Genomic DNA, 15,884 nt, shown 5'->3' on the forward strand with positions numbered 1-15,884 from the left:
CCATGGCAGTATGGGAAGCAGATGCTGATGACCTCTTTGCGGACAATGCCCAGAGCAACGCCGCTCCTTTTGGCATGGAAAGTATGGGTACTTCGCGTAGCGTGAGTACTGAGCTTACTGCTGAAGATCTTGATGTGGAGCATAGTCTGCGTCCTCAGACTCTAGAAGATTATCTTGGTCAGGAGCGTGTGCGTACTAACCTTCGCGTGCTTATCCAAGCAGCGCGTGATCGCAACGAACCGCTTGATCACGTGATTTTTTCGGGTCCTCCAGGCTTGGGTAAGACAACTCTTGCTGGTGTTGTCGCAAATGAGATGGGAGCAAAACTCCGCACTACCTCTGGTCCTGCTATTGCGCGTACCGGTGATCTTGCGGCGATTCTTACCAACCTCGAACCCGGAGATGTGCTCTTCGTGGACGAGATTCATCGATTAAACCGTCAAGTAGAAGAAGTGCTCTATCCTGCGATGGAGGACTTTTGCCTAGATATCGTGATTGGCAAAGGACCTGCTGCTCGTTCGATTCGTCTTGACCTGCCTAAATTTACGCTCATTGGCGCTACTACGCGCACTGGTCTTTTGACAGGTCCTTTGCGTGACCGCTTTGGTATCAGTTACCGTCTCGATTATTACAACGTTGATGAACTAGCCTCGATTGTCGCGCGTTCGGCACACATCTTGGGAGTTGAGATTGACGAGCAGGGCGCTCGCGAGATTGCAAGTCGTAGTCGTGGGACGCCACGTCTCGCAAATCGCCTGCTCAAACGTGTGCGTGACTATGCTCAGGTACGCGCTGGTGGAGACATAGACTGGAAAGTCGCAGCGGAGGCTCTATCTTTCTTTGAGATAGATGAGCTTGGTCTTGACTGGATGGATACCAAAATTCTTGAGGCTCTTACAAAGACATTCCGAGGACGTCCCGTGGGACTTACTACTATTGCTTCGGCAGTTGGCGAGGATCCTTCCACTCTTGAGGATGTCTACGAACCTTATTTGTTGCAGAGAGGCTTAATCATCCGTACACCTCAGGGGCGTCAGGCTACAGTTGTTGCCTTTGAGCACCTCGGAGTGACCTTGCCTTCGCAAGGCTAGAATAGGGATGTTTATCTACGCTTGTTGAGTTCAAGCTGTTTTCGATGAACCACTGATGAGTTATTGCGAGGAGTATTCATGCTGCAGCGAGATTATCTGCTGGAACTTATTTCGCAGTTTGTTGAGTCTATCTCAAAGGCCTTGAGAATAGCTTACTCTGTCAAAGAGCCACGTAGCGTCCTCGATGCTGCGGCCTCAGTTGAGCAGGACGTTGCAAGCCTTTTGGACATGGATCCTGCGGTTGCCATGAATCTCAGCCCTGATTCTCTTGTGACCATGATGGTGCTTTCTGGTTTGGGTGAGTCTTTGGCTGAGTATGTTAGCTTTGCACTGATGCGGGTAGCTGATATTTACGAGCGTACGGGGGATAGTGATACGGCTGAATTTCGCCGTGCGCAGGCTTGCGCTGTTGCTGAGAGCTTTGGTGCTGACATCAACGTGGTGCCCGAGGAGTTTACAACTTTGGTAGCGGAGCTTGATCAGTGAGCAGTCGAGCTTCCATAGAAGTCCATTCCCAGCAGAATAGAGCTCAGCTGTCCACTCATTTTTTGGGAGAAGCAGCGCGTACGTTAACGATGCGTGCCAATACACGTCTCTTGTCTATTGAGGCTCTCCGTGTGATAGCCATTCTCTGTATTGCGATCTTCCATAGTTTTTTGCCTTGGTTTGAATCCATGGTGCATTGGGATGGTTTTTTGGCGGGCACTGCGCTTGCGCCAAATGGTCGCGCGTCCATACAGGCACTTGTGCTTATGGGCAGCATCAATCAATTGGGTGCTTGGGGCAATCACATCTTTATTATGATCTCGGGTTTCTTTTTGCTTCCGCGAGCTGCGGAGACCTCGGTATTGCCAGGGTATTGGCATCTGCAAGCGCGCATTACCGCTCGAAGAGTTGCTATCATTTTAACTACGGTTGTCCTGTATGGGCTTGTCGCATTGCTTGTACATCATTTTGTACCCGAAATTACCAATGCAGAGCTTAATGATTGGTATTGGATTAGTTTTGGTATCCAATTTATTTGGGTGTACCTGGCATTGGTGGTGTTGTGTCCTTTTATTGCTTGGTTTTGGTGGCGCCTCCACAAACAAAACCAACTGCTGGTTAGTCTGCTTATTGCGGTTTATGCGCTGAACCTCTACATTGCCTTTTTTTCTCAGGGTACAGGTGAGCTGGGAGTGTTTGATTGGCGCAAGCTGATGAGTGCTGTGAGCTATGGAATGAGTTTTTTGGTGGGTGGCTGGATTGCCCAACGTGTACGTCCTGGCACTTCTCGTTATGGCTGTCCTGCCTTTGCGCTTGCGTTAATTGGGATGGTAGTTGCTGAATTTATTGCAGGAAGCCTTGGGGGTATAGGCTCTGTAAACTCACTGTCTTATCGCTCTACCTCACTTTTTGCCTTTGTCATGGCGGTATCCGCATTGCTCTGTGCACTCGCACAACCAGTCGATAGCGCAGCTCAGCATCCACGTCTTGCTCGTGTTCTTGCTTTTGCGAGTGCAGGAACTTTGGGCTTTTATGTACTACAAGCCCTTTTTTCGGCTGGTTGGCATACTGCTGCCGATACAATACTCATGTGGGCATTATGTTTTGGCCTTATACCATTCATTGTGGTAGGCAGTTTGTTTAGTTTGTTCTTTTATTTGGCTATCATTTTGTTTGATGCCTGTGTGGGTCAAGTTGTTGTGCGCCGTGTCAGCAAGCTCTTTGTAGGTCACAAACCAGCTGAGTAGCGTCTCCTGCGCTGTTTTGGTCTGGCAATACCATGCAGATAGGTACCAATGAAGCATTTGCTGTGCATGACTGTTATATGATAGACCGCTGATATTGTCGTCTTGAAGGGGAGGCGGGCGTGCTCGTTCTCATAAAGACATTTTTGCAAATGTGCCATGATAACTGGGTTTGGCGCAAACAGACTTGGGAGCTCGCAAAGATTGATTTGGTCAAGACTTACCGCGGTGCTGCTCTTGGCTGGATTTGGCTATTTGTAAAGCCTGCTGTCTATATTGGCGTGTATTACTTTACGTTTGCAGTAGGTATGCGCACAGCAGCACCTATTAATCAGATGCCTTTTCTTTTATGGATGGCGGTAGGCATCTTTCCTTGGTTTTTCATGGGCGATATGATTGGCGGAGGAGGAAGTGATGTGTATCACCGCTATGCATTTTTGGTCAATCGCATTCGTTTTCCGCTCTCGGTCATTTCCACGTTCTTTACGCTTTCAAAAATGATTGTTCTTGTAGGTACAATGCTTTTTACCATCGTGATGTGTCTCATTCTCAAGATTAAGTTGACTATTCATCTCATTCAGCTTCCGCTGATATTTGCACTTATGATGTATTTTTGGACTATGTGGTCTATTTGGCTCTCGCCACTCTCGGCTATTTCACGTGACTTTTCTAAGTTGATTGGTACTTTAAGTACACCGTTCTTCTGGTTGTCTGGGATTCTTTTTGACCTCAAAGCGCTTCCGCATATAGGTCGTATCATCATGTACTTCAATCCAGTTGCGTGGGGTTGCATGGCCATGAGGGATTGTTTTATTTTCCATAAATGGATATGGCGCAGTCATCATGAGTTTATTTGCTATCTCTTTATTTGCGTAGTGGTCACCATACTTGCACTGCATAGCTATGCTCGCCTGCACAAGGAGGTTCCTGATGTCCTCTAAGCCAAAAACTGAGGCAAGACTTTCTGTCAAAGCGCGTGCTATGCGAGCTGCTACTACAGAAAATGAGCGGGTAAGTTGGGCAGGCGAGGGTGAAGCAAAAGTTATTCGGGATAGCGATAAGAATAATCCTATTGCCGTTCGCTTTAGCAACGTATACAAGACGTACTATCTGTACAAAAATGATAAGCAGCGTTTGTTGGGTACTTTTAGCAATAGGATTGAGCATAAGGTTATCAATGCTACTGACAACCTTTCATTTACTATCAATCGTGGGGATTCTCTCGCGCTGCTTGGCTTAAATGGTGCAGGCAAATCCACCGCACTCAAGATGATTACGGGGGTGTGTTATCCCACCCGTGGCACTATTGAGGTTCATGGTCGTATTTCCGCCTTACTTGAGTTATCAGCTGGTTTTGATGGCAATCTTACGGGTCGCGAGAACCTAGAAATGCGCTGTCAACTGTGGGGTTTTACCCGCGATGAGACAGAAGCACTTATCCCGCAGATGCATGAGTTCTCTGAGCTCGGCGATTATATGGAACAGCCTATTCGTACCTATTCCAGTGGTATGAAGGCGCGCTTAGGTTTTGCCTTTGCCTCTTCAATTAACCCTGATATTCTTGTAATTGACGAGGCACTTTCGGTGGGAGACAAGCGCTTCCGCAAGAAATGCGAGGAACGTGTTAAAGATATCATGGCAAAGGATAATCTGACGGTTCTTTTTGTAACCCACTCTCCCGAGCAGGCGTTACAGTTCTGCACACGCGGTATTGTATTGCAGCATGGATCCTCGGTCTTTGAAGGTGACATCGAAGGTGCTTGTCAGTACTACGACGAGCACTAGCTAAGCTTTCGTTTGGGCTTTCCAGAATTGTTTTAATACTGCTCTTGGTATGTCTTGGCAAGCATTCTCAAAGGATAGCCGCAGTAGATAGCGTACGTTTTATTGGAGTAGATCGCACCCTAGTTTCACGCTCTATAGATGCTATGCAGCGCAGGATAGATAAACAAACTGAGGAGAATACAATGTCAATACGTATTATTTGCGATTCTGCGGCCGACGTTTCAGATCTTCATCATGAGCAGCTGACCGTCCTGCCTCTCTCAGTTGCCTTTGGCAATGAAATATATCTTGATAATGTTGATCTGAGCAATCAACGTTTTTATGAGATGCTGCTCGAAACAGACATCATGCCAACCACTGGCCAGGTGACTCCTTATGCTTTTGACCAGGAGTTTTTAGGCGCTACGCAAAGAGGTGAAAAGGTAATTGCAATTACTCTTTCATCGCGTCTATCGGGTACGTATGCAAGTGCTGAAAGCGCTGCTCAACCCTACGGCAGCAATATTCGTGTTATTGACAGTCTGAGTGCATCGCTTGGCACGCGTGTGCTTGTTGAATATGCCCTACGTTGTGTTGACCAAGGAGTTAAGTTTGAGCAGCTCGTCGAAGATCTGCGGGTACGCGTGAAGCGGGTTCGGGTGCTTGCACTTCTGGATACGCTTGAGTATGTGCGTCGTGGCGGTCGTCTTCCAGCGGCAGCTGCAGTTTTAGGCAATTTACTTTCTATCAAACCAGTAATTACAGCTGAAGATGGCGTAGTCAGTCTTGTGGGAAAAGCGCGTGGCTCAAAAGCTGCAAACAACCTTCTTACCAAAATGATTGCAAAATGTGGTGGCATTGATTTTGATATGCCTGTTGCAGTTGGTTATACAGGACTTGAGAGCAGCATGCTTAAGAAATATGTTGAGGACAATTCTCATTTATGGGAAGGCAAAGTGGATAATCTCATATATCACTCTATGGGAAGCACCATCGGTACGCATGCTGGTCCTGGTGCTATAGCTGTAGGTTTCTTTGAGAATAAATAACGAGAGTTATAAAGTGCCAAACATTGTAACGGGGCAGGAATTAAAGACGGTCACTTTTTCCCGAGCTACTTCATAGTTACGGTGATTCCTACTACCAGATTATGGTAAACACTACTCCATAGTTCCGGTGATTATTATGATCAAAAGAGATGCTGCTGAATATATAACTAAACTTTCCCAATGGTTTTATGTGGTGTCACTTACAGGACCAAGACAAAGCGGCAAGTCTACCTTGCTTAGAAATATTTTTTCCGACTACAACTATATCAACTTAGAACACCTTCAAATTCGAAAAGAAGCTATAGAAGATCCCGTCGGCTTTATTCGCAACCGACCCGATCATCTGATTATTGATGAAGCACAATATGCACCAGATCTTTTTTCGATGATTCAGGTTGCAGCTGATGAACGAGCAACAACCGGCCAGTATATTCTTTCGGGTTCACAGGATTTTTTATTAAGCAAGCGTATTGGGCAATCTTTGGCGGGAAGAGCAGGTATAGCTACTCTGTTACCACTTTCTTTCAAAGAAGCATTATCTGCACATAAGTTGCTTACTCCTGAGGAATTCGCTTACAGAGGTGGTTATCCCCGTTTATACGATATTGACATACCTGTATCAACATATTTCTCTTCGTATATGCGCACCTATCTCCAGCGAGATATTTCAGATTATTTAGATGTACGCAAGGTATCTACTTTCCGAAAATTTATACAGATGTGCGCATTGAGAGTAGGCTCCTTACTTAACCTCACGAGCCTTGCTAACAGTTGTGAGATTAGTTTTAAAACAGCGCAGTCATGGATTTCGATGCTAGAAGCAAGTGGGATTATCTTTCTGCTGCGTCCTTTTACAGAAAATCTTAATAAGCGGCTGGTAAAAACCCCTAAATTATATTTTTCTGATACAGGGCTTCTGTGTTATCTGCTCAATATTCGCAGTGTACAGGAGCTTACGGTTCATTCCTTGCATGGTGTGATATTTGAAAACTTGGTCATCGCTGAGAGGCTGAAGCGTTATATAAATTTAGGAGAAGAACCACGCTTATCCTTTTACCGCGATGATTCAAAGCGCGAAATTGACTTACTTGATTTTACAACTAAGCGCTTTGAGGCAATTGAGATTAAGTCGTCTCAAACGTATAACGCATCGTATGCTCGACACTTATTAAAAGTCGGCGATCAGCTTGGCATACCAAAAGACTGTAGGAGTGTCGTACTGAGAATAGACCATGCATACCAAGCCAATGGTATTAATGTGGTACCTCTATGCAATGAGCTCACACAATGATGGACAGCACACCCAGATGAAAAATCGACTCTCATAGCGACATGAGATTGAGTAGGGTGACGATATGCAAGGGGCAGAAGAAAACCACTTGATAAAGGGAGTTCTTTTTTTATCTTACTAAGTAAAGTTACTAAGTAGAATAAGGTAAAACAAAGGAGCGCAACTTTATTGCTAGCCGTAATACCGTAACTTACTCTTTTTCCATGGGCAGAGATACCTATGACGCTTTTATAAGAGCATTGTCGTAAAGAATCACCAGAATGTAAAAAGCAATCTGATTCGTTATATGCAGTATGCCATTGAGTATGGGACACCGAATGCAGAAACGATTGATGCCATTGAGTATGGGCAGAGGATGAGAGCTGACCCTACACTCGGCAAGATCGATGACAACGTAGATGATATGATGAGAGACTTGCTCGATGTATAAAATCAGACCATCCGTAAAATTCCAAAAAGATCTAAAGCGTCTGCAAACGCGAGGATATAGTTTGTCTTTGCTGACAGATATTCTCAAGCTTCTTGCAACCTACAGCCTCCCATTGTTTAGTGACAAGTCCCATGTGGCAAATCCCATGGTAAGCCTGACCAAGGCGAACCCTAACGTGCCATTGTCATCGACATCACGACCGCAAATGCAGGTTTGATGCCTACTCCTGATACTTTGGAGAAATTGAGAATATGGCATACCCTTTGATGTCTGTAATTCACCTTCCGATTACTTTTTGATTAGTTGTAGGCTATAACCAAGAGCGAGTAGTTTTGTTCCCACTTTGAAGGCGGAAGTAGAGCGAATTTTTTCAAGTTGTGAGGTATTAGCTTTAAATTGCTTATTAAGATTCCGGTAATCGCTTCGTATATCAGTTAGGCGATCAGCCTGCTTACGATTCTTTTCAGCGAGCAAACTAATACGACGAGAGATATATAAACTCGCATCATTGTCACAGATAAAGATATAGCTCTCATAGTCGTCTTGGTGATAGAAGTATGAAGCAGGTTTTCCAACAATACCTAAATCCTCAAACCACTCATTTTTAAGTAGGTCGAAAAGCAACTCATAAGTTTCTCCGCGAAGAGTATTGAGATTCCAGAGTGAGAAGTTTAGTGCATAATTGATGAAGTCACGCTCATAGCGTTCCCAAAGATCCCACTGATGAAGCTGGTTTCTCAATGCGACAAGTGCATCATAGAAGCAACGCCAACTTTTCTCGCGTGTCACTGAGAGTGAACCACTTGCACGGCGGTGGTGAGCGAGGACTGTATCAATTGTGGAAATACGCTTAGCGCGTACGATAGCGGAGAACACAAAGAGCATATCGTTGGTTGTGCGCTGTTCTTGGAATTTTAGGTCATATTTGCGTACGAAATCAGCACGGAATAGCTTATCCCAAGGCCAACCGATAAAGGCACGGAAGATATCAAAATAGATATCTTCTCCTGCAAAAGGTTGCATTGTAGGTAAGAGGTTGGTGCATATACTGTCTAGAGCCTTACGATATGTTCCTGCATCTTCGAAGTAGTCATCGCTGCGGAATACCACAATATCGCTGTTCTGAAGATATGCCTTTTCATAGGCAGTGCGTAGAAGAGCGAGTTCATAAATGTCATCGCAGTCAAGGAACATAAGGTATTCACCCTGTGCATGTTCCATACCGACATTACGCGCAGTACCCGCTCCTGCATTTTGCTGCCTGATTACTTTTACATGATCAAATTTTTTGGCATATTCATCAAGGATTTCACTTGTTGAATCAGTTGATCCGTCATCAACACAAATGAATTCCACTGCATAGTCCTGTTGATATACCAAACAATCAAGAGTCTCGCGAATATAGCGCTCAGCATTGTAGACAGGCATAATGATCGAAACACGTACTTTTTCAGCAAATGCCTTAGGATCTGCAATAATTTCTGCTAACAACTTCCAATGGACCTCATCGCTTAATTCACGATTAATTTTGCCCTGAGCAAGGGGCTCAGCGAACTCATCGCGCATATGCTCGGCATACTCTGCTTTTGCTGCAAGGGGCATGCGGCGATAGGTAAAAAATGCATTATCAAGTTTTTTGCACCAATAGATGGACTCATACCGCTCAAGTAGACCAGGCTCAGAGCATAACCAGTCATGAATATATTCGTATTCTTTGGTCATTGCGTACATCTTGCCTGAACTTGCTACTGAGGACGCAGCGTTGTCACGACGGTTCATATAAAAAGGCGTCTTGATAAACTGGGCGCGTGTAGCGCGTGCAAAGGTTTGGAACCAAAACCCATTGTCTTGGAAAGAGGCACCAGGTGTCTCGTTGTGGCGAATATGCCACTTGTTGAGGAAGTTCATTGAGTAAATACCTGACCAGGTATTCATAATGAAGGTAAACGTTTTGATATCAGCGCTCGTATTGATGATGCATCCATAATATGAGCTATCACAACTGAGACAGTTAAGACGCAAATCTTCAATACCGTTGGCATCTGTGCCGAATCTGTAAAAATCACCTTTGATAAAGTCGAGGGATTTCCGATTTGCAATGGAATAAAGCCTTTCATACATTTCTGGTAACACATAGTCAGCTGGTTCGAGAATGCCAAGATACTTACCTCGAGCCATATCGATGCCACAATTCATAGAGTTACCGTAGCCAGTATTTGGCTTATCAATGAGACGAAAGCGCTTATCAATGGTGGCATACTCGTGGTAAATCGTTAAGGAATGGTCAGTTGAACCATCATTGATGCAAATAAACTCTAAGTTTTCAAGTGTTTGAGTTGTTAAGCTATACAGAGCTTGGTTGAGATATTCTTCTTGGTTATAGGTAGGGATTATGACAGATACTGCAGGATGCGTAGACTTCTCATGGAAGAAGGGGAGTGTTTTGTAAGTTTTTGGCCTAGGTGGGCAATCAGCTGCTACGGCATTTTGTGCTGTTTTGAGCCATTTGAATGCATCGTTCCACAATGAGCCAGGCAGAGTTCTAATACAAATCTCAATCTTGTGACTAACCTCTGGCGCATAAACCTCGTTAAGAGCGGCATGCCAGCTTGCATCAATACAAGGGCGAATGGACTGACTTAATGCAATAGTGACAAGATCTTCTGCAACATCGCGTTCTGACAGACTGGTGCGCAGGATATCGAGTGCCTCAAGATGTTTTTTAAAAAAGTCAAAAGCTTTTTTTCCTTCAGGTAGTTTTGGTTCGCTAAAGTCATGGAGTATCAAACAATCGCGAGAAATTGCGGCTCGGAGCTCACATGTAATTACACTCCAGAAGAAGAATAGCTCAAACTGTATCGGGTGTGTACCGAAATCAATAGCATGATTTTGCAGAAATGATCTGCGATATAGACCAGTCCAAGCCGAACTATCCAGCGTATATAAAAGACTTGTGGCATCAAGGTTGAGTATGCGGTTAAAGTCACCCGCTCCTAAATTTTGTAGATTAAACTGTGGAATATCTAGTACTTGTTTTGTTTTGCGGTCATAAGGCGCAGTTGTAAAATGTAGGTAATCAAGGTTGTATCGCTGAGTTTTGTTGTAGAGAGCTTCATATGCAAAATCAAGGATGCGGTCATTAGGTAACAAAAAATGAACGTATTCACCAGTTGCTGCCTCAAGCCCTGTGTTATAAAGCTCAAACTCTTCTTTGTGTGTAAGGTCAATACGTCTGACGCGAGAATCATTGCCTATGGTGTTGTTGATCCAAAGCCCTGTCTGCTCATCTTCAATTCCATTGACACAAATGACCTCAATATCCTTGAGCGATTGCTTGCAGATGCTGGAAAGGGTTTGGTCAAGATGCTGAGAGCAATGGCTAATAGGAACAATAATTGAGATTTTGGGTGACATGAAACTTCCGTTCAAGGGACATGTAACTTCCGTTCAACTATGTATTGATAGGGTTACATTACAACGATATCTTAATCACGACGGAAAAGATCCCTCGTATATATCTTGCATGAGACATCACTGAGATCATCATTCCAACGATTGGCAACAATAATATCAGCATGCTTTTTGAAAGAGACAAGATCATGGGTGACTTCACTTTCAAAAAAATCTGGAGCGTTGAGTGAAGGTTCATATACAAGGCACTGGAAGCCTTTTGCCTTAACACGCTTCATGATGCCTTGGATGCTAGAGGCACGGAAATTGTCTGAGCCAGATTTCATAGTAAGGCGATAAATACCTACGAGAGGGTGTTTGATACCTTGCTCTTTAAGCAGGCGACAACGATCAATAATCTCATCAGCAACAAAGTCCTTGCGGGTGCGGTTTGATTGGACAATGGCACCTATGAGGTCCTGAGGAACATCTTGATAATTTGCCAGGAGTTGCTTGGTATCTTTGGGTAGACAGTAGCCACCATAGCCAAAGCTGGGATTGTTATAAAAGTCACCAACGCGAGGCTCAAGGCAGACGCCGCGCACAACTGAGGCAGTATCAAGCTCTCGTACCTCGCAGTAAGTATCGAGCTCGTTGAAGTAAGCTACGCGAAGCGCAAGATAGGTATTTGCAAAGAGCTTGACTGCCTCAGCTTCGGTAGCATGCATGACAAGAGTAGGAACGTCCTTATCTTCGGCACCTTCTGCTAGAAGGGTGGCGAAATGTTCTGCTTCTGAGCGCATCTTCTCTGAAGGCATACCGACAATGATACGGCTAGGGTGTAAATTATCGTAGAGGGCATGACCTTCGCGTAAAAATTCAGGGCTAAAGAGAAAGTGACCCTGAGGGTATCGTGCACATATAGACTCGGTATAGCCTACAGGCACGGTGGACTTTACCACCATCGTGGCTGTGGGGTTTACCTTAAGAACAAGTTCGATGACCTGTTCGACAAAGTGGGTATCAAAGAAGTTTTTACGTGTGTCATAGTTGGTGGGTGTTGCGATAACGACCAGATCAGCTTCAGCGTATGCTTTAGCACCATCAGTAGTGGCAGTAAGATTGAGTTGGCGCTTACCTTCAGACGCTTCTTTTAAAAAACGTTCAATCTCAGTATCTACAATGGGACTTTGCCACTTATTGAGTTTGTCAACTTTTTCGGGAACAACATCAACTGCTGTTACTCTGTTATGTTGAGCAAGAAGTACTGCTAAAGAAAGTCCCACATATCCAGTGCCACCAACTGCAATGTTCATGCTCCTGCCTCCAAGGATTTGAGAGTCTATTCATAAGAATCTCCTTTATTGTAGGCGTGTCCCTCAATAAAGATATCTATAAGTTTGTTATATTAATGTGTTAAAGACCACATAGACGCTTGATTAGTGGCGGGTAGTTAAGGAGGAATAGAGTGACTCGAGATTTAAGCTATACGCGAAAACAGCTAATCTCAAATTTTTTAAGTCTATTTTATTCGCCTAGAATATATAGTTGGTTGATAGCGCTGGCTTTTTTGCAGTCGCAAGAAGAATTAAAGTGGCTAAACTAGCTCCATTTGCATTGCCAATAGGCGTCTTTATCATGTGTTGTCTTTCACCAGTTAATGGCGCTTTCTGGTATAGCTTACCTCTTGTCCTAAGTTCTCTCTTCTATGTTTCTCATGCTGTATATTTGGTGCAAAATCAAAGACGGGTGGTTAAGCACTTCCCAGACACTTTATACTCTATGCGCTAGATGCCATTCCATAAGATCTAGCCAGCTCTTTTAAGGATGTCAACTGTGGTAGATACACCAACGCTTAGCGTTATTTTGCCTATATATAATGTAGAGCGCTTTCTTGAACAGTGTCTCGCAAGTGTGGCACAGCAAAGCTTTAATGATATTCAAGTCATATGTATAGACGATGGGTCGACAGATTCCTCTTCTCAAATTATCGATTCGTTTGTTAGAAAAGATCCGCGCTTTGAAGCAATTCATAAGCAAAATGGAGGTTATGGCAAGGCAGTTAATGTGGGACTTTCATATGCAAAAGGGGAGTATATCTCTATCATAGAGCCAGATGATTATATAGATATGCATATGTTTGAAAAGCTTATAACTGCTGCTCGCAAGACTAATTTTCCCGATGTGGTAAAAGCGGCATATTGGCGTGTTATTGATGCTAATACCTCCCATGAACATATGCAACCTGCTGCTTACTATCACAGCACAATTAAACCTCTTACGCGTTTTACTCTTGCGGAGAATGCAAAATTTCTTTTTCATCATCCCAGCATCTGGTCTGCGGTATATCGTAGGGGTTTTCTTGAAGAAAAAAATATTCGCATGCATGAAATACCTGGTGCAGGCTGGGCGGATAACCCTTGGTTTATTGAAACGCTTGCACAGGCCGCAAGTATTGTTTATGTCGATGAATGTCTTTACTACTATCGTGAGTTTAATGCAGGGTCTTCTTCTGTTGTAAAGGATCCGGCAATTATTTATAACCGCTGGTTTGATATGGATGATATTATCCAGAGACTAAAAATTACCGCTCCACGTATTCTTGAAGGTCACTACAGTCGCTGCTGTACATATATACAGTTACTTAATGAAAATTTTGATGTTGCTGATCCTGAAATTAAAAAAGCAATTGGTGGAATGGTTTCAAGAGTTAATGGAATATGTATTGTCCGTTCGTCCCGCATAAAAGCAAAATATCGTCGTGCTTATCTGATGTATGCGCCTGTCGTTGTAATAATTTACAGCTGGCTTTATAACAAAACTCGCCGTATTAAACGACGCATACTTCACTAATTGTGTAGACATCAACTGCTGTTACTCTGTTATGTTGAGCAAGAAGTACTGCTAAAGAAAGTCCAACATATCCAGTGCCACCAACTGCAATGTTTATGCCCCTGCCTCCAGATATTTGAAAATATAGTAATGAATGCCTACTCTATTGTAGGCATGAATCTTCAATAAAGGTATTCATAAGCTAGATATATTAGTGAGTCCAATGAGCAGATGACTGTTTAGATAGTGTTAGGTTGTTAAGGAGTGGAATAGTGAATCAAGACTTAAGTTATATGCATAAACAGCTAAGCTTAGATATTTTAAGCCTATTTTTAGCAGCTGTATCTGTAATCGCTCTTTCGGCTACGGGCGTTGTCTCTCAGTCAACTTCTATGACTCGCATTATTGTCGATTCGGTTAACGGAACTGCGTTACCTATATCAATACTATCTGTGATGGTAATTGCATTACACCGAAAGATTTTTAGCGTCTTACGACGCTACGGCAAGGTTAGTACACATGTTCTTGCATTGTTTTTTTCTCTATGCACTCTTATAGGAGTGAGTTTTTCGCGCATGGGCAATAGTGCGTTTATATTGCAAAATCCAAAGCAGCTTTTCATTTCAATATTTTTTTTGTTTGGATATTTCTATATATATGATGCTACAATTTGCTTTCTCTTTAATTGGCTAGAACATAGTTTTGCTGAAATGAAGCATGGCATTGATAAGAGTAGGCATCCTTCAAACCACTCTTTTGTTTTCTTCTTTATTGTTTTAATTCTTGCATGGTCACCGTTCTTGATTGTTTTCTTTCCAGGGTCGGTCCCACACGATGGTTATTATGAAATAAACCAAGCTTTTGGAATTAGCCCGCTATCTAATCATCATCCGTATCTCATGTCCTTGTTAATCGGAGTATTAGTTTCATTGGGTAATCATATGAGCAATAATGCTGGAATTTTTACTTGTGTTCTGTTTTTTACGATTGCGGAGGCACTCTGTTATTCAATAGTCTGTCGAATCATCCAGAGATGGTCATCACGTGCTGGTATTGCAACTCTAATCTTTTTTTCAGTATTACCTGTCTGGGGTGGATATGCCCAAGCCGTCATAAAAGATGGACTATTTTCTGCCACATGGGCACTCTTCTTTGCGCTAAGTATTCAACTTTATGTGGAGAATAAAGACGGTAGCTTTGAGAATACATTTAGGAGATCGCCTCTTTTTTACACCTTAACGCTTCTAATATTAGGTTTGGTTGTGAGTTTTTCTCGCAATAATGGGATTTATTTTTGTATCCCACAGCTAATTGTTCTTATTTCGCTAGTTGGAAAAAAGACTTTGCACTTACGTTTGTATCTCTGTAGTTCTGCAATCATCATGCTTGTAATTTTTAAACTCGTTACAGGACCTCTTATGAGTGTCTTGGGTGTTGTACCAGGATCCGTTAGAGAAGCTCTGTCTGTCCCATTTCAGCAGACTGCGCGTTTCATGAAACTTCGTTCAGACGAAGTGAGCAAAGAGGAGTTTGAAATTATCAATCAAGTGCTTCCAGCGTCTCAACTAGGACGTAGATACGATCCTGATAAAGCGGATCCTGTCAAGGGCATGTTTAAGGTGAAAAGTACCAAAAAGGATTTAATAGAGTACTTTAAAGTTTGGTTTGCAATGGGGCTCCGTCATCCAAGGATTTATATTGATGCAACTTTAGCTAATACCTATGGCTATTTTTATCCCTTTAAAGCACATGAAGTACTCTCATCTTACTCTTTTTATATTAAGGGAGCACCTGTTGCAACGGGTGAGTTTGATTTCCATTATGAGTTTCCACAGGTAGGTCGAGATATCATGACGACTTATACTGGTATCTGGAAGGTCTATCCCGTTCTCTCGCTTTTTGTTAATCCAGCAAGTTATACTTGGATTCTTTTATTTTTTACTGGTTTTATGTTGTATACGAGGCGTGGATGTTCCGTTTGGCTTTTCTTGGGAGCAGCACTTAATGTGGGACTATGTGTACTTAGCCCTATAAACGGCCTACTACGTTATGCATTACCACTTATGGCTGTGACCCCTACTATTGCTGCCTTTTCTGTATGTCGTTGTTTCAGGAATAGTACCTTGCTCACACGAGTATAATTTAAGGTCAGAAAAGCATTAAACACAACTAAACAGTTTTCAAGCTAAATAAATGTGGGGTAGCACTAATTAAATGTCGACACAAATCCGCTCTAGTAAAATAAGATCCTTTATCTATTCCTTACTCGTAGCTGTCTCTTAGACACATCTGACGCTGCCGACGAAA

At 43.2% G+C, this 15,884-nt stretch carries 11 protein-coding genes; 9 read left to right on the top strand and 2 right to left on the bottom strand.

Translation table 11 applies throughout. The annotated features are described in order from the left end of the window. Window positions 1-2 precede the first annotated feature (2 nt). From ruvB to Q0X25_RS02190, 7 genes are all read left to right on the top strand, one after another. Window positions 3-1,091 carry a Holliday junction branch migration DNA helicase RuvB gene (ruvB, locus tag Q0X25_RS02160; protein ID WP_298578772.1) on the top strand — a complete coding sequence of 363 codons (1,089 nt, stop codon included), beginning with the start codon at window positions 3-5 and terminating at the stop codon, window positions 1,089-1,091. Window positions 1,092-1,169: 78 nt separating this feature from the next. Beyond that, a complete protein-coding gene (locus Q0X25_RS02165; RefSeq protein ID WP_298578773.1) occupies window positions 1,170-1,577 on the top strand; it encodes a hypothetical protein in 408 nt (135 codons plus the stop codon). A gap of 89 nt (window positions 1,578-1,666) precedes the next feature. Further along, window positions 1,667-2,824 (top strand): acyltransferase family protein, encoded by a 1,158-nt coding sequence (locus Q0X25_RS02170; protein ID WP_298578775.1) that lies wholly within the window; start codon window positions 1,667-1,669, stop codon window positions 2,822-2,824. Between the two features lie 119 nt (window positions 2,825-2,943). After that, on the top strand, window positions 2,944-3,762 hold the full coding sequence (locus tag Q0X25_RS02175; RefSeq protein WP_298578776.1) for an ABC transporter permease: 819 nt from the start codon (window positions 2,944-2,946) through the stop codon (window positions 3,760-3,762). Then, window positions 3,752-4,606, top strand: a complete 855-nt coding sequence (locus Q0X25_RS02180) for an ABC transporter ATP-binding protein (RefSeq protein ID WP_298578777.1) — start codon at window positions 3,752-3,754, stop codon at window positions 4,604-4,606. The genes Q0X25_RS02175 and Q0X25_RS02180 overlap by 11 nt, the downstream gene beginning before the upstream one ends. A 182-nt stretch (window positions 4,607-4,788) precedes the next feature. Beyond that, window positions 4,789-5,634 carry a DegV family protein gene (locus tag Q0X25_RS02185; RefSeq protein WP_298578778.1) on the top strand — a complete coding sequence of 282 codons (846 nt, stop codon included), beginning with the start codon at window positions 4,789-4,791 and terminating at the stop codon, window positions 5,632-5,634. 136 nt (window positions 5,635-5,770) lie between these two features. Next, the gene (locus tag Q0X25_RS02190; RefSeq protein ID WP_298578779.1) at window positions 5,771-6,925 is read left to right on the top strand and encodes an ATP-binding protein; all 1,155 of its coding nucleotides are present in this window, start codon (window positions 5,771-5,773) and stop codon (window positions 6,923-6,925) included. Window positions 6,926-7,643: 718 nt separating this feature from the next. Here Q0X25_RS02190 and Q0X25_RS02195 read toward each other — a convergent pair. After that, a complete protein-coding gene (locus Q0X25_RS02195; RefSeq protein WP_298578780.1) occupies window positions 7,644-10,769 on the bottom strand; it encodes a glycosyltransferase in 3,126 nt (1,041 codons plus the stop codon). A gap of 71 nt (window positions 10,770-10,840) precedes the next feature. Continuing rightward, entirely contained in the window at window positions 10,841-12,061 is a 1,221-nt protein-coding gene (locus Q0X25_RS02200; protein ID WP_298578781.1) for a nucleotide sugar dehydrogenase, read from the bottom strand. A gap of 520 nt (window positions 12,062-12,581) precedes the next feature. Here Q0X25_RS02200 and Q0X25_RS02205 point away from each other — a divergent pair. Beyond that, complete coding sequence (locus tag Q0X25_RS02205; RefSeq protein WP_298578782.1) at window positions 12,582-13,598, top strand: glycosyltransferase; 1,017 nt, start codon at window positions 12,582-12,584, stop codon at window positions 13,596-13,598. A gap of 251 nt (window positions 13,599-13,849) precedes the next feature. Beyond that, on the top strand, window positions 13,850-15,718 hold the full coding sequence (locus Q0X25_RS02210) for a DUF6020 family protein (protein WP_298578783.1): 1,869 nt from the start codon (window positions 13,850-13,852) through the stop codon (window positions 15,716-15,718). The last annotated feature ends 166 nt before the right edge of the window (window positions 15,719-15,884 follow it).

The organism is uncultured Olegusella sp. (assembly GCF_947253395.1).
GTDB lineage: Bacteria > Actinomycetota > Coriobacteriia > Coriobacteriales > Atopobiaceae > Olegusella.